General features: G+C 70.5%; 18 protein-coding genes. 4 read left to right on the forward strand and 14 right to left on the reverse strand.

Annotated elements, in window-relative coordinates:
- Positions 1–276 precede the first annotated feature (276 nt).
- Entirely contained in the window at positions 277–969 is a 693-nt protein-coding gene (locus ACFY12_RS04970; protein ID WP_066925553.1) for a metal-dependent transcriptional regulator, read from the reverse strand.
- A 286-nt stretch (positions 970–1,255) separates the two neighbouring features.
- Between ACFY12_RS04970 and ACFY12_RS04975 the strand changes: the two genes are divergently transcribed.
- Positions 1,256–2,023 (forward strand): SIS domain-containing protein, encoded by a 768-nt coding sequence (locus tag ACFY12_RS04975; RefSeq protein WP_390714278.1) that lies wholly within the window; start codon positions 1,256–1,258, stop codon positions 2,021–2,023.
- A gap of 82 nt (positions 2,024–2,105) precedes the next feature.
- Here the strand turns inward: ACFY12_RS04975 and ACFY12_RS04980 are convergent, their stop codons facing one another.
- Positions 2,106–3,614, reverse strand: a complete 1,509-nt coding sequence (locus ACFY12_RS04980; protein ID WP_390714385.1) for a PAS domain-containing protein — start codon at positions 3,612–3,614, stop codon at positions 2,106–2,108.
- Positions 3,615–4,202: 588 nt separating this feature from the next.
- Positions 4,203–5,012, reverse strand: a complete 810-nt coding sequence (pdxH, locus tag ACFY12_RS04985; protein WP_390714279.1) for a pyridoxamine 5'-phosphate oxidase — start codon at positions 5,010–5,012, stop codon at positions 4,203–4,205.
- A gap of 483 nt (positions 5,013–5,495) precedes the next feature.
- Here pdxH and ACFY12_RS04990 point away from each other — a divergent pair, with 483 nt between their 5' ends.
- The gene (locus ACFY12_RS04990) at positions 5,496–6,599 is read left to right on the forward strand and encodes a citrate synthase 2 (protein ID WP_390714280.1); all 1,104 of its coding nucleotides are present in this window, start codon (positions 5,496–5,498) and stop codon (positions 6,597–6,599) included.
- A 104-nt stretch (positions 6,600–6,703) separates the two neighbouring features.
- Here the strand turns inward: ACFY12_RS04990 and ACFY12_RS04995 are convergent, their stop codons facing one another.
- The 5 genes from ACFY12_RS04995 to ACFY12_RS05015 all read right to left on the reverse strand — a co-directional run bounded on the left by ACFY12_RS04995 (position 6,704) and on the right by ACFY12_RS05015 (position 10,106).
- Complete coding sequence (locus tag ACFY12_RS04995; RefSeq protein ID WP_390714281.1) at positions 6,704–7,270, reverse strand: GNAT family N-acetyltransferase; 567 nt, start codon at positions 7,268–7,270, stop codon at positions 6,704–6,706.
- Positions 7,267–7,890, reverse strand: a complete 624-nt coding sequence (locus ACFY12_RS05000; protein ID WP_390714282.1) for a lasso peptide biosynthesis B2 protein — start codon at positions 7,888–7,890, stop codon at positions 7,267–7,269. Before ACFY12_RS05000 ends, ACFY12_RS04995 begins: the two co-directional genes overlap by 4 nt.
- Positions 7,887–9,572 carry an albusnodin/ikarugamycin family macrolactam cyclase gene (locus tag ACFY12_RS05005; protein ID WP_390714386.1) on the reverse strand — a complete coding sequence of 562 codons (1,686 nt, stop codon included), beginning with the start codon at positions 9,570–9,572 and terminating at the stop codon, positions 7,887–7,889. The genes ACFY12_RS05000 and ACFY12_RS05005 overlap by 4 nt, the downstream gene beginning before the upstream one ends.
- 95 nt (positions 9,573–9,667) lie before the next feature.
- The gene (locus tag ACFY12_RS05010; protein WP_390714283.1) at positions 9,668–9,811 is read right to left on the reverse strand and encodes an albusnodin family lasso peptide; all 144 of its coding nucleotides are present in this window, start codon (positions 9,809–9,811) and stop codon (positions 9,668–9,670) included.
- 64 nt (positions 9,812–9,875) lie between these two features.
- Positions 9,876–10,106 carry a hypothetical protein gene (locus ACFY12_RS05015; protein ID WP_390714284.1) on the reverse strand — a complete coding sequence of 77 codons (231 nt, stop codon included), beginning with the start codon at positions 10,104–10,106 and terminating at the stop codon, positions 9,876–9,878.
- A gap of 334 nt (positions 10,107–10,440) precedes the next feature.
- On the opposite strand from ACFY12_RS05015, the gene ACFY12_RS05020 reads away from it, so the two are divergent.
- Positions 10,441–11,298: a Scr1 family TA system antitoxin-like transcriptional regulator gene (locus ACFY12_RS05020; RefSeq protein ID WP_390714285.1), complete on the forward strand. Its 858-nt coding sequence runs from the start codon at positions 10,441–10,443 to the stop codon at positions 11,296–11,298.
- Positions 11,295–11,504: a DUF397 domain-containing protein gene (locus ACFY12_RS05025; RefSeq protein WP_390714286.1), complete on the forward strand. Its 210-nt coding sequence runs from the start codon at positions 11,295–11,297 to the stop codon at positions 11,502–11,504. The genes ACFY12_RS05020 and ACFY12_RS05025 overlap by 4 nt, the downstream gene beginning before the upstream one ends.
- A gap of 65 nt (positions 11,505–11,569) precedes the next feature.
- On the opposite strand, the gene ACFY12_RS05030 is transcribed toward ACFY12_RS05025, so the two are convergent.
- From ACFY12_RS05030 to ACFY12_RS05055, 6 genes are all read right to left on the reverse strand, one after another.
- Positions 11,570–12,190 carry a TetR/AcrR family transcriptional regulator gene (locus tag ACFY12_RS05030; protein WP_390714287.1) on the reverse strand — a complete coding sequence of 207 codons (621 nt, stop codon included), beginning with the start codon at positions 12,188–12,190 and terminating at the stop codon, positions 11,570–11,572.
- Positions 12,178–12,951 (reverse strand): enoyl-CoA hydratase family protein, encoded by a 774-nt coding sequence (locus ACFY12_RS05035; RefSeq protein ID WP_390714288.1) that lies wholly within the window; start codon positions 12,949–12,951, stop codon positions 12,178–12,180. The genes ACFY12_RS05030 and ACFY12_RS05035 overlap by 13 nt, the downstream gene beginning before the upstream one ends.
- A 188-nt stretch (positions 12,952–13,139) precedes the next feature.
- Positions 13,140–14,354, reverse strand: coding sequence for an acyl-CoA dehydrogenase family protein (locus ACFY12_RS05040; RefSeq protein WP_390714289.1), 1,215 nt, complete (start codon positions 14,352–14,354; stop codon positions 13,140–13,142).
- Positions 14,351–16,324, reverse strand: coding sequence for an acetyl/propionyl/methylcrotonyl-CoA carboxylase subunit alpha (locus tag ACFY12_RS05045; protein ID WP_390714290.1), 1,974 nt, complete (start codon positions 16,322–16,324; stop codon positions 14,351–14,353). Before ACFY12_RS05045 ends, ACFY12_RS05040 begins: the two co-directional genes overlap by 4 nt.
- 44 nt (positions 16,325–16,368) lie before the next feature.
- On the reverse strand, positions 16,369–17,976 hold the full coding sequence (locus ACFY12_RS05050; protein ID WP_390714291.1) for an acyl-CoA carboxylase subunit beta: 1,608 nt from the start codon (positions 17,974–17,976) through the stop codon (positions 16,369–16,371).
- A 13-nt stretch (positions 17,977–17,989) separates the two neighbouring features.
- Positions 17,990–19,753: an acyclic terpene utilization AtuA family protein gene (locus tag ACFY12_RS05055; protein ID WP_390714387.1), complete on the reverse strand. Its 1,764-nt coding sequence runs from the start codon at positions 19,751–19,753 to the stop codon at positions 17,990–17,992.
- Between the last annotated feature and the right edge of the window lie 43 nt (positions 19,754–19,796).

The raw sequence follows: 19,796 nt of genomic DNA on the forward strand, positions 1-19,796 counted from the left end.
GGCGGGGGACATGGGGAGGCAGGGCCCCGGCTGCTCGCAGCGCCGGGGCCCTGAGTGTCACCACGGTCCGTGGATGCATCCGAGCCCCCTCCCTGGCAAGGACAGGCCGACGCATGGCCATGCGTCAGCGTGTCACGAGACCGGCCGTACCGCACGGATTCGCACAAGTCCGTTCAACGGACAAACACGTACCGAGCCCGCCCAGCAGCGCGTCGGCACAGCTCAGCGGGCTCGCGGAAGCGCTACGACGAGCGCGAAACGGCGGCGGGGCGGCGGTCAGCGCTTGGCGACGAACACATGCGAGGCGATCTCGGAGTCCAGCTCCGCGGCCTCACCGCTGCTGCCGACCAGCACCCCGCCCGGCGACTCCGTCACGCTCACCACCGCGCCCGGCTGCACACCGGCCCGCCGCAGCGTGTACATCAGCTGGGCGTCCGCCTGGATCGGCTCGCCGATGCGGCGCACCACGGCCGTCTTGCCGTCCGCGCCGGCGTCCAGCTCCATCAGGCTGACCATGCCGGCGTCCAGGAACGGGTCGACCTCGGACTTCTCGCCCAGCTCCGCGAGCCCCGGAATGGGGTTGCCGTACGGCGACTCCGTCGGATGCCGCAGCAGTTCGAGGACGCGGCGCTCGACCGCCTCGCTCATCACGTGCTCCCAGCGGCACGCCTCGGCGTGCACCTGCTCCCACTCGAGCCCGATGACGTCGACGAGCAGGCACTCGGCGAGGCGGTGCTTGCGCATCACCCGCGTGGCCAGCCGTCGGCCTTCCTCCGTCAGCTCCAGGTGGCGGTCGCCGGCGACCGTCAGGAGTCCGTCTCGTTCCATGCGCGCGACCGTCTGGCTCACCGTCGGGCCGCTCTGTTCGAGCCGCTCCGCAATGCGAGCGCGCATGGGCACCACACCCTCCTCTTCCAGTTCGAGGATGGTGCGGAGATACATCTCCGTGGTGTCGATCAGTCCGGACATGCGTGCTGCCCCTCGATGTGTGGTGCGGTGGCCCTGCATCCAATTCTGACGCATTCCACTGACAACGGGTGCCTCCTCTCCCCGGTAGCGCATGCTCGACGGCCGGATCGGTGGACATCCGGCGGCTGTATTGACAGCGCGGCGGTCCAGACCGCAACGTGATCCGCGCCACTGAGCAGACGCGACGCCGACGCGATGCGAGGTAGATGCGGCGACGCAGATGCGCCGCAGACGCGACACACATGCGGCGACATCCGACGTGATCCGACGAGAGGGGCCCGCGGCCATGGCTGACAGCGACCGGAGCGACCGGCTGGCCGGGACGTACTTCGACGCCGCGATCGACCTGCTGCGCCAGGTCCGCGACGGGGAGGGCGACCGGATCACCGCGGCCGGACGGCTGATCGCGGACACCGTCGCGGCCGGTGGCCGGGTCTTCTCCTTCGGCGCCGGGCACTCCTCTCTCCCCGCCCAGGACACCGTCTACCGCGCCGGCGGTCTGGCCGTCATGAATCTGCTGTCCGTCCCGGGCGTGGTCGGCGTCGACGTACGGCCCGCGACGCTCGGCAGCGCACTGGAGCGGGTGGACGGGCTGGCCGCCGCCGTCCTGGACACCAGCCCGCTGCGGCCGGGTGACGCATTGGTGATCATCTCGCTGTCCGGGCGCAACGCGCTGCCCGTCGAGATGGCGAGGCACGCCCGGGCCCTCGGCATCAAGGTCATCGGCGTCACCTCGGTCGCGTACGCGGACGCCGCCACGTCCCGGCACGCCTCGGGCAGCTACCTCAAGGACCACTGCGATCTCGTCCTGGACAGCCGGATCCCGGTCGGCGACGCGGAGCTGACGCTGCCGGGCATCGGCGCGCCGTTCGGCCCCGCCTCCACGGTCGTCACCAGCGCGATCATGCAGGCCATGGTGGCGACGGCGGCCGGTACGCTCGCCGAGCGGGGCATCGACCCGCCGCTGCTGCGCTCCGGCAACGTCGACGGCGGACACGACTGGAACGCCCAGGTGATGCGCGAGTACGCGGACCGGATCTTCTACCGCACGTGAGACCGCGTCGCAGGCACCACGCGTAGGACCGCGCCGTCAGGCCGAACACGTAAGACCCCGCCGTCAGGCCGAGGCCACGCCGTCAGGCCGGCGCCGCGCCCGCGAGATCCAGGCACGCGGCGATCCGGGCCGCGACCTCCTCCGCGTAGTCCGCGTCCGCGCGGTCGAAGCGGCGGCGCGCCGGCGACCGCAGGAAGGTCAGTACACCGAGCGTCCGGCCGCGGCTGCGCAGCACCACACACAGGCCGTGCACCGTCCCGTCCGGCCAGTTACGGGCCGCCGCCCAGCCCTCCGCCGGGGCGGGCCCCGCGCTGCTGCGCACCGGGCCGCGCCGCCGGTAGGCCTGGAAGGCCGGATGGCCCGGTGCGTACGGCACAGGCATGCCGGTCGTCGCCGAGAACGCCTCGGACGGACCGGGCGCACCGGGCTCACCGGGCGGCGAGGCCAGCTTCCGCACCAGACCGCAGCCCGCCCCCCTCACCCCCGCGTCCCTGGCGCTCTCCCCCTCGGCCGCCCCACCACACCCGCCGCCGTCATACGTAACGCCATACGCATCGCCGTACCTCTCGCCGTACGCGTCCCCATGCGTATCGCGGTACGTGTCGCCGTACGCATCCCCGCACATGCCCCCATCCCCATCACCGTCCGCACCGCCGTACGTGTCGCCGTACGTGTCGTCCTCCGCGACCACCCCGTACGGCGCCGGCGCGGACTTCTCCGCCAGGTCGACCAGACCGTGGTCGGCGAAGCCCGCCAGCGCGAAGTCCAGGTGGACGGCGGCGGCCTCGGCCGGGTCCGGGCACTCCGCGGCCGCCCGGCCCGCCCGGTGGAGCTGATGCGCCCGGAAGCGCACCAGGGAGTTCTCCCGCTCGGTGCGCTTGGCCTCCGTGACGTCCTGGAAGAGCCAGGCGACGCCCAGCGGTACCGGCTCCTCCGCGAGCGGCGAGGCCAGCCGGACGAAGCCGCCGCGCCAGCACCGTAGCGACGGCCCGGCCTCCTCGGAGCGCAGCGTCACCCACATCTCGGCGACGGCCGGCGGCGCGCCCCCGGCGAGGACGTGCTGGAGTACGCACTCCAGCTCCTCGGCGCCCTGCGCCAGCAGATCGCCCAGCGGGCGGCCCAGCAGGGCGGTACGGCGTACGCCCAGGGTGCGGGCGGCACGCCCGTTGACGAGGGCGGGCCGCAGGTCCACGTCGACCAGGACCACGCCCCACGAGGCGTCCTCGAAGAGCGCCTCGCTGAGCGCGACGGACCGCTCCAGGTCCAGCTGGGTGTGCACCTCGCTGAAGGCGCAGTACACACCCGCGACCCGGCCGCCGGGGGCGCGGACGGCGGAGGACTGGGTACGGACGAGCACCCGGTGGCCCCCCTTGGCCAGCAAGGCGAATTCGTGGACCTGGCGGCCCGGGGAGCGCATCGCGGCCGCGAGCGCCGCCTCGATGCCGCCGGCGTCCTCCTTGCGGACGGCCCAGCCGGACAGCCCCGTGCGGCCGACGGCCTCGGCGGGGGTCCAGCCCAGGATGCGCTCGGCCTCGTGATTCCAGTGGGTGACCGTGCCGTCCGCCGCGAAGGCCATCAGGGCGGCGTCCATTCCGTCCAGGAGAGCGGCGAGAAGTCCGGAGTCGTCGGCCTGGTCGCCGCCGCGGCGCGCCGGCACCGATGAGCCGGAAAGCCCAGAAGAACCGGAAGAATCGGAAGAACCAGAAGGACCGAAAGAACCGGAAAGCCCTGAAGAAGCCGACGAAGCAGTCACAGGCACTCCTCACGAACGCGGCCGTACGTGCTGCACCTGGCCACATTCAACTGGAACGTGACCCACCCCACACCCGATTCGCGGAAATCGTTGTTCCCCGAGCTCCCGGAAAATCGGTTGTGCGGCTCCGGACGGCTTCCTAGTGTGTGGCGCACACAAGAAGGGAGGTGGTTCGGCCGATGATTTCGCACCGGACATGTGAGGTGGCTGCGGGCTAGCGGCCCGTCGCTCACCGAAGTGCAGCGCCGGACCAGCGCATACTGCAGATGCGCAGCCGGCCAATCCCACGCAGTCACCCGACCCGCGGGCTGCCGGTTCGTCCGACCGGCCCTTCGCGCCACCGAGCGCGGAGGAAACAGCCCGCGGGTCGTCTGCGTGTACGGCCGCGTACGGGGCCGCCGGGCGTCTCCCCCGGCCCGTTACCCCTCAGGGCGCCAGACGCTCCACCCGCCAGGTCACCGCACCGCCCCCGGCACCACCCCCGGCCTCGCCCTCGACCGCGGCCTCGCCCTCGACCGCGGCCTCCCCCTCGAGCCCTCCCTCAAGCTCCCCCTCAACCTCTCCCCCGGCCTCGCTCCCGGTCCGGCGGACGTACCGCAGCCGGTCGTGCAGACGGTTCAGCCGCCCCTGCCAGAACTCGACCGTCTCGGCGGTGACCCGGTAGCCGCCCCAGTGCGGCGGCGCCGGCACCTGCTCGCCTTCCGGGTAACGGGCCGCCAATTCCTCGTAGGCGCGCTCCAGTTCCTCGCGCGACGACAGGGGCGCCGACTGCTCACTGGCCCAGGCGCCCAGCTGGGACCCGTGCGGGCGGGTACGGAAGTACGCCGCGGTCTCGTCCCGCCCGATGCGCTCCGCGGTGCCGGTCACCACGACCTGGCGGGAGAGCGGATGCCAGGGGAACAGCAGCGAGATATGAGGGTTTTCGGTCAGTTCACGGCCTTTGCGGCTGTGATAGTTGGTGAAGAACACAAAGCCGCGGTCGTCGAACCCCTTGAGGAGCACGGTCCGTGAACTCGGCCGGCCGGCGGCGTCCGCCGTCGAGACGACCATGGCGTTCGGCTCGTGCAGACCGGCCACCGTGGCGTCCTTGAACCAGCGCGCGAACTGGTCGTACGGGCTGGCCGCGAGGTCGGACTCGGCGAGTCCCTCGGCGCGGTAGTGCGCGCGCATGGTGGAGGGATCAGGGGTCTCGGTATGGGGCGCGTCGGCTGGGTGCACGGCCTCATCTTGCAACATCGGCACCGGCCCGGTCAGCCGGGTTGGTGCGAAAGTCTGCCCCTCGTCGACCTGGTGTAACCCTCCCGTCGGCAAAACGACCGGTGTGCCGGATGTCACGCTTCCCCGCGGGTGGAGGGACCCGCCAGAATCATGGCCGACCCACTGTGGTGCCCTGACAGGAACAGGGATAGGGACAGGTACGGGTACAGGTACCGTGTGCCGTCCGGTCCGCGGCCTGAGCACTCATGAGCACTACGGTGCACAGCACAACACAGCGCCGCACCGCACCGCACGCACCACCGCATCCGCCGCCCGCCGTCCGGCCCACCGCGGGCACGGCCCATCGCGTGACCCATGCCCTGGCGGGGCATCACCGGGGTGACCGGTACGGACCGCGAGCTGCCCGGCGCAGCCGCGTAACCGCGTCGGCACCGCACACCACTCGACCGCACGGCAGCCGGTCACGGACCCTATGCCGTCCCCATTCTGAGGAGCCGCCTGATGTCCGACTTCGTACCCGGACTCGAGGGAATCGTCGCGTTCGAGACGGAGATCGCCGAACCTGATAAGGAAGGCGGCGCGCTCCGCTACCGCGGGGTCGACATCGAAGACCTCGTCGGGAACGTGTCCTTCGGGAACGTCTGGGGACTGCTGGTCGACGGCGCGTTCAACCCCGGCCTGCCGCCCGCCGAGCCGTTCCCCATCCCCGTCCACTCCGGTGACATCCGGGTCGACGTCCAGTCCGCGCTCGCCATGCTCGCGCCCGTATGGGGCCTGAAACCGCTGCTGGACATCGACGAGGAGACCGCCCGCGACAACCTCGCCCGGGCCGCGGTGATGGCGCTGTCGTACGTCGCCCAGTCGGCGCGCGGACAGGGCCTGCCGATGGTGCCGCAGAAGGAGATCGACAAGGCGGAGACCGTGGTGGAGCGCTTCATGAAGCGCTGGCGCGGCGAGCCCGACCCCAAGCACGTCAAGGCCGTCGACGCGTACTGGACGTCGGCAGCCGAGCACGGCATGAACGCCTCCACCTTCACCGCCCGCGTCATCGCCTCCACGGGCGCCGATGTCGCCGCCGCGCTCTCGGGCGCCGTCGGCGCCATGTCCGGCCCCCTGCACGGCGGCGCGCCGTCCCGCGTCCTCGGCATGATCGAGGAGATCGAGCGCACCGGCGACGCCACCGCCTACGTCCGCAAGGCCCTGGACAAGGGCGAGCGCCTGATGGGCTTCGGCCACCGCGTCTACCGCGCCGAGGACCCGCGGGCGCGCGTGCTGCGCCGCACCGCCAAGGAGCTGGCCGCCCCGCGCTTCGAGGTCGCCGAGGCCCTGGAGAAGGCCGCGCTGGAAGAGCTGCACAACCGCCGCCCGGACCGCGTACTGGCCACCAACGTCGAGTTCTGGGCGGCCATCGTCCTGGACTTCGCGGAGGTCCCGGCGCACATGTTCACCTCCATGTTCACCTGCGCCCGGACGGCGGGCTGGAGCGCCCACATCCTGGAGCAGAAGCGCACGGGCCGCCTGGTCCGCCCGTCGGCCCGCTACGTGGGGCCCGCGGCACGCAGCCCGCACGAGATCGAGGGATACGGCGCCCTCACCGGCAGCTGACCGCCTACACGCCTGACCGCCGCGCCCGGGTCGGCTCGCGGCGGTCAGGCGACAGACGCAGAACAGCCGTGATCGGTCTCTGGGGGCGTTCTTCTCTTTGCCAGTCAGTCGCCGATGGCGGCAGTCACGGCAGACGGCCCCGGGAAGTCGGCGGGGATGGCGTCCATGAGGATTTCGTCTACGGGCTCCCCCAGCCAGTACCCCGACTGCCGAAGGTGCCCGACCTCCCGAAACCCGGCTTTCTGGTACGCGGCGACCCCAGCCCGATTGGGCGCCAGAACCTTCAGCCACACCATGCGCAACGCACCGAGGTGGAAGGCCCAGTCCAGAGTGAGCCGGGTTGCTTCGGTGGCATACCCCTTCCCTCGCGCCTCGGGGGCGAGCACGATCACGAACTCAGCCGTTCGCACGAACGTGTTGATCTGCAACACGGTGATGCCGATGGCTGTTTGCCCTTCGAGCTGCACCACCTCGAATTGCTGGTAGCGGTCGTTCGCGCGCTGTCGCTCGTACCCGGCCGCGCGCACCTCCCACGCCTGCGCCCACTGGTTGCCGTACCCCAGGATCGTTCGCGCGTCGTTCTCCCATCGGTGGTACTCCGGCAGCAAATCTTGCCGGGGCATCCCGAGGGCAAGCCTTTCGCCCGTCAAGAGAATGTGTGGATCACTCACGGTGTTTCTTCCCGCCGGTCCCGGGCGGTGCCCGGCCCGTCTGGTGTGTAGGTAGCGGTATAGAGCGCGGTATCGGCGGGCTCCTCAACGGGGTTGCCTTCCGGGTCGGCAATCCAGGCGTGCAGTCGCACAGGGTCAACGGCCACGCCATGCCGCCACTCCGCCCGGCGCCCCGCGAACGCCAGCAGCAGAGCTGCCGATGTCGATTCCTCCATGCACGCCCACCGCATCGGCATCCGTCGTGTGGCCCAGCGGACCGCGCACACAGCGTAGCGAGCCTGATACGCCGTTGCGGGTCGCAGAGCGCGGCCAAAGCATGCGAGCCGGACGAGCCGCCAGAACCGGTGCCGACGGCGGCCGACCGTCCATGCTGTTGTGGTAACCAACACGGCGGGGACGGCCCCCACCCGCCATCGCCACGGCGTACATGGAAGGGGCGACAGTGCGGCCGGTTGTTCGACGGTCCCCCACGAAGGGGCAACTTCGCGCAGCAGAATGACATTTGCGGCCAGCACGGCGGCGGCCTCGGACGCGGGGCGCAGCTCTGTGCGGCCGGTGTCGTAGTCGATCAGCACGCAGGCATGCGCGGCCTTCGCGGCCACCGTGTTGTTTCGGCTCATTGCGCACCCGCCCAGGGCAGCGTGCACCACTCAGTGCGCGGGCTGCGGTCGATCGCCTCTAACCACGATTCCGCCGCGATGGCGGACAGCAGTGGCGGCCATATCGTCCGCGCCCCCAGGGCTGCCGCGTGCATAGCAGCGCGCAGTGGTCCCGGGCTGACCAAACCCCTAGCCGCGAGGCGTCCGTCAGCGAGGGTGAGAAGGCGCCGCAGGTTGATCCGGAGCCCCTGGTGGAAGTCGCCGACGAACACCCCCTTGGACGCTCGCTCGCGGTGTGCCTTCGGGAGCACACCCGCGAATGCATCAGCCAGCAAAGGCTTGTAGCGACGCGCGGAAAACCGAACTTCGGCGCAAGCGGAAACCACCGCGTCCAGTACCGCCCCGTCGAAATACGGATTATGCAGAGCAACCCCCAAGGAGTCGGCGAGTTGTAATTCCGACTTGGCGGAACGTGCGACGCCCCGAATGGAGGCAACAAGTAGGGCGTTCGGATCAGTCGTGGTGCCGGTGCCTACCGGATCCGGCACATTCGCTGAGAGCCAAGCGGGGCGGGGGCGTTCCGCACGGCCTATGCGGCCAGCGTCCCCGCGCAGCGCCGCCGCGATCAACAGTCGGGGGCTCTGTTTACGAAGCCGGGCCCAATCCATCGCGTCTCCCACCATCCGCAGCAGTCGCCCTTGCCGGGAAAGGTTCACCAGGTGTGTAGGCGGAACCGTGAACAGGTTGTCCCCGCCGTCACCGGTCAAGTGGCAGCCTGACCTCACAGCGGCCACGGCTCGTAGTTGTTCAGAGAACATCGCCCACACGGCGGTCGACGGTGCCGGCTCATCCGTAACGGGTAAGGGCACAGATGATTCAGAGAAGGGAAGGTGCCCCACCGTAAGCGGAAGGCGCATACACAACACCTTTTCCCCACAGAGCGATTGGGCGTATTCCAGGTCTCCGCCGTCCGTGATTTCTACCGGGTGCAGCGTGACACCCGTGACCTGCCCGTGCCGTGCGGCGAGCAGCGTCACCGTGGTCGAGTCCATCCCCGCCAGGTCCGACGTGGCGGTGACCCCTTCTACCCGTACGCGAACGCCCTCCCCCAGCGCCCACCGCAGCGCAGCCATAGCGGCATCCGTCGACCGTTCCGACGGGGACCACCACTCGGCAAGCGAGGGTGCGCCACCATCGCTGCTCCACCTCAGGACGTGACCCGGAGGGACCGACCGAACACCCACCCACGCGCTGAGCCCGGAAGCCGGCGCGTTTCGCTCCCGGAGGTACGCCCCCAGCCAATCCGTGTCCACAGCGCCCCCGGCCAATGCTCCAAGGGCAAAGGCGCTTGATCCCCATACCTCCCCGTCGGGAGTCGCCACCGTGTAGACGGGGCTCGCGCCGGTGGCGTCCGCCAGCACCTCGACAGCGCCGCCCGGGCCGCCCCGCACGGCCGTATAAGAACCCGCCCATGCCCCCGCAGCCGAGGCAAACATAGGACTGGACAAAGCACGTTTCATGTCCTGTTCGGTGGCAGAGCAAGGTCCGAACACCGCCAATTTCGCATTCGACTGTTCGAGCGTGCGCAGGTGGCCGGGCACGACATCGCCGACCGTCCACAATGGCGGGTCTTGCCACACCAGGCGAGCGCCCACCGGAGCAACAGGGCGCTTACCTGGTGCGCAACCGCCGAACCACCGCATCCGAAGTCCGTTCACATTGGCACCTCTCACATTGGCACCTCACTTGCCGCATCACCGGAGCGGCGGTCCCCGAAATGGGGACCGCCACACTTGGGTCAGTCATACGGGCTCTGCTTCGACTCCGTGCTGTTCTGGTCGCTGCCCTGTGTGAGCGCAGCAGCGTTCCCCAGATCGATCACCCTCGGTGGAGTGAACGGGTTCACCTCCGGCTGCGCCGTAGTCGACTCCTGGTCGGTCATGGTCTGTCCCTCCCTTCTCAACTCGACTTGCTCGGTGCTCCCTTGACCGGGAGCATCCCCGGCCTCATGACTGGCCGGGAGTCTCGGGGGTTTCGTTGTGGGAGCCCCACCGCCGGTGTTCGGCGATCTTCATGCCGGCGATAACCGACACCCCGTACTTCGCGTGCTCGCGCGCCTGTGAGCGTTCCGCAGCCAGCGCTGCACACCGTTCACAGCCTTCTACCGGCTCCGGGTCGAGATCCTGGGGACTGTACGGCCAGGGAAGCTCTACCGCGCGTTCCTGATATCCGCTCACCGTCGACTCCCCGACTCCGGCGTAGCATCCAGTTTCGCCGCCAGCCGCTCAGCATCCGTCAAGGACAGGTTCGGCGGGGCGATTCGGTCCGGCCCGTTGCGGGTCACCGACACGAGCGACGGCTCCAAGTGGAAACCCGCCCGTCGGAGCGCGTCGTCCAGTCGCTTACGCACTTCGCTCGCCGTCTGCCACGCCGTCTGGACTGCCATGGTTGCGCTCTCTCGTTAGCCTGTTGAGTGGTTCCACCGTGCCGGGCCGGGCGTACGCTGAACAGGGGCGGAGCCTTAACTCCGCAGAAGTTAAGAGCCAAGATCATCAAGGGGGTCGCACGCTTGTGGCAACGGAAGATGACAACGGACAACCCGCCCCACCTATAAGCCTGTTGGGCTTCTTCGGATCACGAGTGCTCAAGCTGCGCACCGAACGCGGCTGGTCGCAGGCGGAGTTAGCGAATGAGGCGCACACCACCGGCGCCATGATCAGCTATGTGGAAAACGCGAAGCGGGTACCGTCTGCCGACTTGGCGCACGACCTCGACGAGGCGTTTGAGGTTGACTTCTTCGCCGAGTTCTACCCCCTTGTAGTCCGGTACGCCTACCCGGCATGGTTCCTGCCGTACATCGAACTTGAGCGCGAAGCCTCAGCGATCCGATCGTTTCAGAGCCAAGTCATTCCTGGCTTATTGCAGACAGAGAACTACGCGCGAGCCATGCTCGCCCCGGTACGACCTGACAACTTGGATGATCTCGTTGCCGCCCGCATGACGCGCCAAGCAATATTCGAGCGGGCAGCACCCCCGCGTACGTGGTTCATCGTGGATGAGCAAGCGCTACGCCGGAAAATCGGCGGCCCTGATGTCATGGCAGAACAGCTTGAACGCCTCCTGACGGCAAGCCACGAACCCCGGATTGTCATTCAGGTGGTGCCGGACACCATCGCTGCACACCCAGGGTTGGCCGGACCGTTCACCCTGCTCACCTTCGACCAGGGGAAGGACCCGAAGACTGGCGACCGTAAGCCGCCGCATGACGTGCTGTATGTGGACGCCTTCTCCCAAGGACGGACAGCCTTGGACACGACAGAAGTCACAGCAGCAACACACGCCTATGATCTCCTCAGGAGTTACGCCCTGTCGCCGGAGGACTCAGCCGCCCTCATTGGCGATCATCTGGAAGGACTGAAAAAGGCATGACCAGCGCAAGCACACTGCCAGTCCGCTGGCGCAAGTCCAGCTACAGCAGCACCAACGGCGGCGAGTGCATCGAGATCGGCGAGGGAATCACCGGCATCGTTCCCGTCCGTGACAGCAAGGACCCGAACGGCCCCGCGCTCACCTTCAAGACTGGCGCTTGGTCGTCGTTCGTCTCTGTCATTAAGGGCGGGAAGTTCCCCGGCTGACTCACGAGCAGCACCCCGAGTAAGTGGTCCTCGCCGAGGCGCCCGCTGATCAGCCGGAACCGCCGTCAGCGCAGGGACGTGTGGATGATATGTGCCCACTGGTCGACGACGCGTTTGCGGCGGGGGGAGTCGTCGGTGAGGAGGTTGGCCAGGCCCAGGCCGCGGGCCATGTCGAGGAGGCCCTGGATGGTCTCCCGTATGCCGGGGGCGGATTCGTCCGCGTCCAGGAGGGCCACCGCCGTGCGGTGTACCTCGCGCCCCACGCGGGCTTCCAGGGCGGTGACGCGTGCGCGGAGCTGGTCCTCGTCGGCTGCCGCCACCCACAGGTGCAGTGCGGCGCGGAACAGCGGCCCCGTGTACAGGCCGACCAGTTCCTCGACGATGATCCGGGTGCGGGCGGGGGAGTTGGTGGGGGGAAGGTCGGCGGCGAGCGCCTTCAGGGCGGCCTTGCGCTTCTCGGCGACGTGCTCGACGGCCGCGGTGAACAGGTCCTCGCGGGTACGGAAGTGGTGCTGGGCGGCGCCCCGGGAGACGCCCGCCCGCTCGGCGACCACGGAGACCGTACTGCCGCTCCAGCCGCGCTCCGCGAGGCAGGCGACGGCGGCCTCCAGCAGCCGGTGGCGGGTGGCACGGCTGCGTTCCTGCTGGGGTGGTCCGGCGCCGCGTACCGGAGTCAGACCGCCCATGCCGGGGCCCGTCGCTCCAGGAAGGCGGTCATGCCCTCGCGGGCCTCGGCGGAGCCGAAGAGACGTGCGGATGCTGCGGCGAGCGCGTCCGTGTCGCGGTCGAAGGTGCGCAGGATGTCGGTGGTGAGCAGCTTCTTCGAGGCGGCCAGGCCCTGGGGTGAGGCCTTGCGGAGGCCGTCCAGTACGGGGGCGAGGGCGGTGTCGACGTCGTCCGCCGCGAGCGTGACCAGACCGATCCTGGCCGCCTCGGCCGGGCCGAACGCCTCGCCGGTCAGGTAGTAGCGGCCCGCGGCGCGCGGGTCCAGCCGGGGCAGGAGCGGCAGGGAGATGACGGCGGGCGCCAGGCCGAGCCGGGCCTCGGTGAAGGCGAAGGTCGCGTCCGGTCCGGCCGCCGCGATGTCGCAGGCGCCGAGCAGCCCGAGGCCGCCGGCCCGCACATGGCCACACACGCGGGCGACCACTGGTTTGGGTAGCTCCACGAGCGTGCGCAGCAGCCTGGCCAGGCCCAACGGGCCGTCCGTGGCCGTACCGGATGTCGCCTCGGTCAGGTCCGCACCGGCGCAGAAGGTGCTGCCCGTGTGGGTGAGGACGAGGGCGCGGGTCCTGTCGTCGGCCGCGGCGTCCGTGAGTGCCTGGTGCAGCTCGGCCACGAGGCGGGCGGAGAGGGCGTTGCGGTGGTGCGGGGAGTTCAGGGTGAGGGTGGTGATGCCGCGGCGGTCGTGGGAGCGCAGCACCAGGGGTGGTGGAGACGCGTTGGTCATGGATCCCTGTGGTTCCTCTCCGTTGGGGCGGCCTCGGCGTCGGCCTTGGTGGCGGCTTTGGTGGCGGCTTTGGTGGCGGCTTTGGTGGCGGCTTTGGTGGCGGTCTTGGTGGCGGTCTTGGTGGCGGTCTTGGTGTCGGCGTCGGCCTTCGTGTCGGCCTCGGCGTCGGCGTCGGCCTTCGTGTCGGCTCAGTACGACTTCGGCAGGCCCAGTGACTGGTGCGAGACGTAGTTGAGGATCATTTCGCGGCTGACCGGGGCGATCCTGGCCACCCGGGCGGCCGTGATGAGCGAGGCGAGGCCGTACTCCTGGGTGAGGCCGTTGCCGCCGAGGGTGTGGACGGACTGGTCGACGGCGCGGACCGCGGCCTCGGCGGCCGCGTACTTGGCCATGTTGGCGGCCTCCCCCGCGGCGATGTCGTGGCCCGCGTCGTAGAGGCGTGCTGCCTTCTGCGTCATCAACCGGGCCAGTTCCAGCTCGATATGGGCCTGGGCGAGGGGGTGGGCGATGGCCTGGTGGGCGCCGATGGGTTCCTTCCACACCTGGCGGGTACGGGCGTAGTCGACAGCTCGGGCGAGGGCGTAGCGGCCCATCCCGAGGGCGAAGGCGGCGGTCATGATGCGTTCGGGGTTGAGGCCGGCGAAGAGCTGGAGGAGGCCTGCGTCCGGGTCGCCGACGAGGGCGTCGGCGGGCAGGCGTACATCGTCCAGGACCAGCTCGAACTGCTTCTCGGCGGCGGCGAGTTCCATCGCGATCGGGCGGCGGCTGAAGCCGGGGGTGTCGCGGGGGACGATGAACAGGCACGGCTTGAGGCGGCCTGTCCGGGCGTCTTCCGTGCGGCCCACGATCAGCGTGGCGTCGGCGATGTCGACACCCGATATGAACACCTTGCGGCCGCTGAGCAGCCAGTCGGTGCCGTCCGGGCGGGCCGTGGTGGTGATCCGGTGCGCGTTGGAGCCGGCGTCGGGTTCCGTGATGCCGAAGGCCATGGTGCGGCTGCCGTCGGCGAGGCCGGGCAGCCAGGCCCGCTTCTGTGTCTCGGTGCCGTAGCGGGCGAGGACGGTGCCGCAGATGGCGGGCGAGACGACCATCATGAGAAGGGGGCTGCCGGCCGCACCCAACTCCTCCAGGACGATGGCGAGTTCGGTGATCCCGGCGCCCCCTCCGCCGTACTCCTCCGGCAGGTTGACGCCGAGGTAGCCGAGTGCGCCGGCCTCGGCCCACAGCTCGTCGGGGTGGCGCTCCTCACGGACGACGGCGGTCAGGTAGTCGCGGCCGTAGCGCCTGCCGAGTGCGGCGACGGCGGCGCGCAGGGCGCGGTGCTCCTCGGTTTCCAGGACGGTGGTTTCCGGGGCGGTGGATTCCGGGGCAGTGGATTCCGGGGCGTCCGGCACGATGCTCATGATTCCTCTGATTCCTCCTCCGGTACGGCGGCCTGTACGACGGCGAGCAGGGCGCCGACCTCGACCTGGTGGCCGGGGGCGGCGTGCAGGGCGGTGAGCGTGCCGGAAGCCGGTGCGGTGATCCGGTGTTCCATCTTCATGGCCTCCAGCCACAGGAGGGGCTGTCCGGCCGCCACCCGCGCCCCTTCGGCCAGCCCTTCGGCGACCCGGACGATGGTGCCCGGCATGGGGGCGAGCAGGGATCCCGGCGCATACTGCGCGGCCGGTTCGGGGAAGCGGGGCAGGGCGGTCAGGGCAGTGGCGTTCACGTACACCTGGTCGCCGTACCGCGCCACGTCGAACCTCCGTCGCACGCCGCCGATTTCGAGGACGACCGCCCCGGCTTCCACGCGTACGACGTGCACGACGTCCACGGCGTCCACGACGTCCACGACGTGCGCTCCTTCAGCGGCCAGGCCGTCCCTGGTGTGCCAGTAGCGGACCTCGTGCTCGGTCCCGTCGGGCTCGGTGCGGTAGCGCTTCGTCTGCGGCTGCGACGGCACGTTGCGGAAGCCGCCGAAGCGGGAGCGGCCGTGCGCGTCGGCGAGAGCGGCGGCGAGCGGTGCGTGGGGGTCCCCCCTGCTCGAGCGAAGCCGAGACCTTGAGGGAAGGTCGGGGGCCGGCTCGGTGAGGGCGTCCAGATGGCGCCCGTAGAACCCGGTGTCCATGCGGGCCTCGGCGAACTCGGGGTGCCGCAGGGAACGTACGAGGAGGTCACGGTTGGTGACCGGTCCGTGGACGGCGGCCCGCTCCAGGACCCCGGCGAGCCGGCGCACCGCCTCCGCCCGCGTGGGGGCGTGGGCGACGGCCTTGGCGAGCAGCGCATCGTAGTGCACGCCGATCAGGTCGCCGTCGGCGTAGCCGGTGTCGAGGCGCACCGCTCCGGGGACCGCGAGGCGGTGCAGCGTGCCGGTCTGCGGGGCCCAGTCGGCGGCCGGATCCTCCGCGCAGAGGCGGGCCTCCACCGCGTGGCCGTGTGCGCGGGGCGGTCCGTCGCCGTCCAGCGGGCCGCCCTCGGCGATCCGTATCTGGAGGGCGACGAGGTCGATGCCGAACACTGCCTCGGTGACGGGGTGCTCGACCTGGAGGCGGGTGTTCATCTCCAGGAAGTGGGCCTGGCCGTCGGCGACCAGGAATTCGACGGTACCGGCGCCGCGGTAGCCGGTGGCCCGGACGGCGCGCTCAGCCATCTCCTCGAGGGCGGCGGCGAGTTCGGGCGCCAGGCCCGGAGCGGGCGCCTCCTCGATGACCTTCTGGTGACGCCGCTGGAGCGAGCAGTCCCGGGTACCCAGTGCCCATACGGTGCCGTACGCGTCGGCGAGGACCTGCACCTCGATGTGGCGCCCGCCCTCGATATACGGCTCGAAGAACACCTCGCCATCCCCGAAGGCACTCCACGCCTCGGCCCGCGCGTCGGCCAAGGCACCGTCCAGCTCGGCGAGTTCGCGGACCACCCGCATACCGCGACCGCCGCCGCCCGCCGCGGCCTTCACGAGGACGGGCAGGTCGCCGGCGGTGACGGACGTCAGCGGGGCGATGCCCAGGAGCTCCTTGGCGCGGGTCTTGGAGGCCATCGCCTCGATCGCCTCGGGCGGTGGCCCGATCCAGGTCAGGCCGGCGTCGATGACGGCACGCGCGAAGTCCGCGTTCTCGGAGAGGAACCCGTAGCCGGGGTGGACGGCGTCGGCGCCCGCGTCCAGGGCCGCCTTCACGAGGAGATCGCCGCGCAGATACGTCTCCGCGGGAGCCGCGCCCGGCAGTCGTACCGCCGCACCGGCCACGCGCGTGTGGAGCGCGTTGTCGTCGGCGTCGGAGTGCACGGCGACCGTCCTGATCCCCAGCTCATGACAAGTACGGAAGATCCGGCAGGCGATCTCGCCCCGGTTGGCGACGAGCAGCGTCGAAATCGTCGGCATCACGTTATCCCTCATCGTCGACATCGTGTGATCCCTCATCGTCGACATCACGTGATCCCTCACATCCGGAAGACGCCAAAGCCGCCCCGCGCGCCCTCGTACGGCGCCGTGTGGACGGCGGACAGGCACAGGCCGAGGACGGTGCGGGTGTCGCGCGGATCGATGACGCCGTCGTCGTACAGCCGCCCGGAGAGGAACATCGGCAGCGACTCGGCCTCGATCTGCTGCTCCACCATGGTGCGCAGGGCGGCGTCCGCCTCCGCGGCCCTTTCGTCGTACGGCTGCCCCTTCGCCGCCGCCGACTGCCGGGCGACGAGGGAGAGGACACCGGCGAGCTGCTGGGGGCCCATGACGGCGGACTTGGCGCTGGGCCAGGCGAAGAGGAAGCGCGGGTCGTACGCCCGCCCGCACATGCCGTAGTGACCGGCGCCGTACGAGGCGCCCATCAGGACGGACAGATGCGGCACCGTCGAGTTGGAGACCGCGTTGATCATCATCGCGCCGTGCTTGATGATGCCGCCCTGCTCGTACGCCTTGCCGACCATGTAGCCGGTGGTGTTGTGCAGGAAGAGCAGCGGAATGTCGCGCTGGTTGGCCAGCTGGATGAACTGGGCCGCCTTCTGCGACTCCTCGCTGAACAACACCCCCTGGGCGTTGGCCAGGATGCCGACGGGATAGCCGTACAGGGCCGCCCAGCCGGCGGTCAGGCTCGTCCCGTAGAGCGGCTTGAACTCGTCGAAGTCGGAGGCGTCGACGATCCGGGCGATCACCTCGCGCGGGTCGAAGGGGACCTTCAGGTCGTCGGGGACGATGCCGAGCAGATCCTCCGGGTCGTACGTGGGCGGGGCCGCTGGGCCGGGATCCTCGTACGCCTTGCGGTGGTTGAGGCGGGCCACGACCCGCCGGGCCCGGCGCAGGGCGTCCGGCTCGTCGACGGCGAAGTAGTCCGCGAGACCCGACACGCGCGCGTGCATCTCGGCGCCGCCCAACGACTCGTCGTCGCTCTCCTCACCCGTGGCCATCTTCACCAGCGGCGGGCCGCCGAGGAAGACCTTCGCGCGCTCCTTGACCATGATCACGTGGTCGGACATGCCGGGGATGTACGCACCGCCGGCGGTCGAGTTCCCGAAGACGACGGCGACGGTGGGGATGCCAGCGGCGGACAGCCGGGTCAGGTCCCGGAAGATGGCGCCCCCGGGGATGAAGATCTCCTTCTGGGAGGGCAGGTCCGCTCCGCCCGACTCCACCAAGCTGATGCAGGGAAGGCGGTTGGCGAGCGCGATGTCGTTGGCGCGCAGAGCCTTCTTCAGCGACCAGGGGTTGCTGGCGCCCCCGCGCACCGTCGGATCGTTGGCGGTGATCAGGCACTCCACGCCCTCGATCACCCCGATGCCGGTGACCAGCGACGCGCCGACCCGGTAGTCGCTGCCCCAGCCCGCCAGCGGCGACAGCTCCAGGAAGGGCGTATCGGGGTCGACCAGCAGCTCGATCCGCTCCCGGGGCAGGAGCTTGCCACGCTCGCGGTGCCGTGCGACGTACTTCTCGCCGCCGCCCGCGACCGCCTTGGCGTGCTCGGCCTCGACCTCTGCCAGCTTGGCGAGCATCGCCGCCCGGCGTTCCGTGTACGCGGCGCTCGTCGGGTCGAGCGCGGTTCCGAGTACGGTCACGACATCTCCACGGTCACAGCAGTTCCTCCGGTATGTCCGTGTGCCGCGCGCGCAGCCACTCCCCCACGGCCTTGGCCTGGGGATCGAACCGGGCCTGCGCGGCGGCGCCCTCGCCGAGCAGACCATCGACGACAAAGTTGAGCGCACGCAGATTCGGCAGTACGTGCCGGTCGACCGGCAGACCGGCGGTCTCGGGCAGCAATTGCCGGAACCGTTCGACCGTCAGCTCATGTGCCAGCCACCGCCACGCCGCGTCCGTACGGGCCCACACCCCGACATTCGCCGAGCCCCCTTTGTCGCCGCTGCGGGCCCCGACAAGGCGGCCGAGGGGCACCCGCCGAGTCCTCCGGACGTCCGGCAGCGGCTCGGGCAGCGGCGGATCCGCCACTCGCACCAACTCCCTCGTCACGGCGGGTGGTTGGATGGATACCCGACCTCCCCCGTCCGGCAGTACGGCGGTGTGCGGCACTTCGGCAGGGTCCACCGCCACCGCCTCGAAGACCCCGTACGGGGCCCCTTTGCCGGGCGGCGCGGTGACGTGGAAGCCGGGGTAGCTGGCGAGCGCCAGCTCGATCGCGGCGCCGCTGACCGCCCGTCCCACCGCCTCCCGGTCGGTGTCCCGCACCACCAGCCGCAGCAGCGCGCCGGCCTCCTCCTGGACGTCGGCGTCGGGCCGGTCGGTGCGGACCAGCGTCCAGCGCACCTCGGCGGGGCGGCGCCCGGAGGCGGCGAAGGCCGCGTTCATCTGCGCACGCACCAGCTCGGCCTTCGCCTCGACCGCCAGCCCGGTCAGGACGAAGGTGACCTCATTGCGCCAGCCACCGAGCCGGGTCAGCCCGGCCTTGAGCGTGGGTGGCGGCGCTTCGCCCCGTACCCCGTCGATACGGACCCGGTCCGGGCCCTCCTGCCGCAGCCGTACGGTGTCCAGTCGCGCGGTCACATCCGGCCCGGGGTAGCGTGCACCGGCCGTTTCGTAGAGCAGTTGGGCGGTGACGGTACCGACGTCGACCACACCGCCCGTCCCCGGATGCTTGGTGATCACCGACGAGCCGTCCTCGGCGATCTCGGCGAGCGGGAAGCCGGGGCGGAGCATGCCGGGCTCGGCAGAGGGCTCGAAGATCGGCTCGAAGAAGGGATAGTTGCCGCCGGTGGCCTGCGTACCGCATTCGAGGACATGGCCGGCGATCACCGCACCCGCCAGCCGGTCCAGGTCATCGGGCGCCCAGCCGAAGTGCGCCTGGGCGGCACCACTGACCAGGGCGGCGTCGGTGACCCGCCCGGTGACCACCACATCGGCGCCGGCCCGCAGACACTCGGCGATCCCACCGCCGCCGAGATAGGCGTTGGCGGTCAGCGCGCCGTCCAGTACCCCGTCCACCCCGTCCACCCCGTCGCCCCGGCTCCGGCCACCACCCAGCAGGTCGTCCCCCTCCACATGCGCCACCCGCACCGGAACCCCGACCTTCGCCGCCAACTCCCTTACTCTGTCGGCGAGTCCGGCCGGATTCAGCCCGCCCGCGTTGGTGACGATCCGCACGCCGCGCTCGACGGCCAGCCCGAGGCCGTCCTCCAGCTGCCGCAGAAAGGTGGTGGCGTAGCCGCGTGTGGGGTCCTTCAGCCGGTCCTGGCCGAGAATCAGCATGGTCAGCTCGGCGAGGTAGTCGCCGGTGAGGATGTCGAGGGGGCCGCCGGTGAGCATCTCGCGCAGTGCGTCGAAGCGGTCGCCGTAGAAGCCGGAGGCGTTGCCTATCCGCAGCGGCTCGCCGCCCCTGTCGATGCCGCCGCCCTTGTCGGTACCGCCCCCACTTATGCCCCCACCG

This window comes from Streptomyces sp. NPDC001339 (genome assembly GCF_042895955.1).
GTDB lineage: Bacteria > Actinomycetota > Actinomycetes > Streptomycetales > Streptomycetaceae > Streptomyces.

Excerpts from the sequence above, each read along its gene's own strand:
- ACFY12_RS05000 (WP_390714282.1), bottom strand. The coding sequence starts at position 7,890 with ATGAGCCGAAACAACACGGTGGCCGCGAAGGCCGCGCATGCCTGCGTG.
- ACFY12_RS04970 (WP_066925553.1), bottom strand. The coding sequence starts at position 969 with ATGTCCGGACTGATCGACACCACGGAGATGTATCTCCGCACCATCCTC.
- ACFY12_RS05025 (WP_390714286.1), top strand. The coding sequence starts at position 11,295 with ATGACCAGCGCAAGCACACTGCCAGTCCGCTGGCGCAAGTCCAGCTAC.
- ACFY12_RS05010 (WP_390714283.1), bottom strand. The coding sequence starts at position 9,811 with ATGACCGACCAGGAGTCGACTACGGCGCAGCCGGAGGTGAACCCGTTC.
- ACFY12_RS04975 (WP_390714278.1), top strand. The coding sequence starts at position 1,256 with ATGGCTGACAGCGACCGGAGCGACCGGCTGGCCGGGACGTACTTCGAC.
- ACFY12_RS04990 (WP_390714280.1), top strand. The coding sequence starts at position 5,496 with ATGTCCGACTTCGTACCCGGACTCGAGGGAATCGTCGCGTTCGAGACG.
- ACFY12_RS05040 (WP_390714289.1), bottom strand. The coding sequence starts at position 14,354 with ATGAGCATCGTGCCGGACGCCCCGGAATCCACTGCCCCGGAATCCACC.
- ACFY12_RS04980 (WP_390714385.1), bottom strand. The coding sequence starts at position 3,614 with ATGGACGCCGCCCTGATGGCCTTCGCGGCGGACGGCACGGTCACCCAC.
- ACFY12_RS05045 (WP_390714290.1), bottom strand. The coding sequence starts at position 16,324 with ATGAGGGATAACGTGATGCCGACGATTTCGACGCTGCTCGTCGCCAAC.
- ACFY12_RS05030 (WP_390714287.1), bottom strand. The coding sequence starts at position 12,190 with ATGGGCGGTCTGACTCCGGTACGCGGCGCCGGACCACCCCAGCAGGAA.
- ACFY12_RS05035 (WP_390714288.1), bottom strand. The coding sequence starts at position 12,951 with ATGACCAACGCGTCTCCACCACCCCTGGTGCTGCGCTCCCACGACCGC.
- pdxH (WP_390714279.1), bottom strand. The coding sequence starts at position 5,012 with ATGTTGCAAGATGAGGCCGTGCACCCAGCCGACGCGCCCCATACCGAG.
- ACFY12_RS05005 (WP_390714386.1), bottom strand. The coding sequence starts at position 9,572 with ATGCGGTGGTTCGGCGGTTGCGCACCAGGTAAGCGCCCTGTTGCTCCG.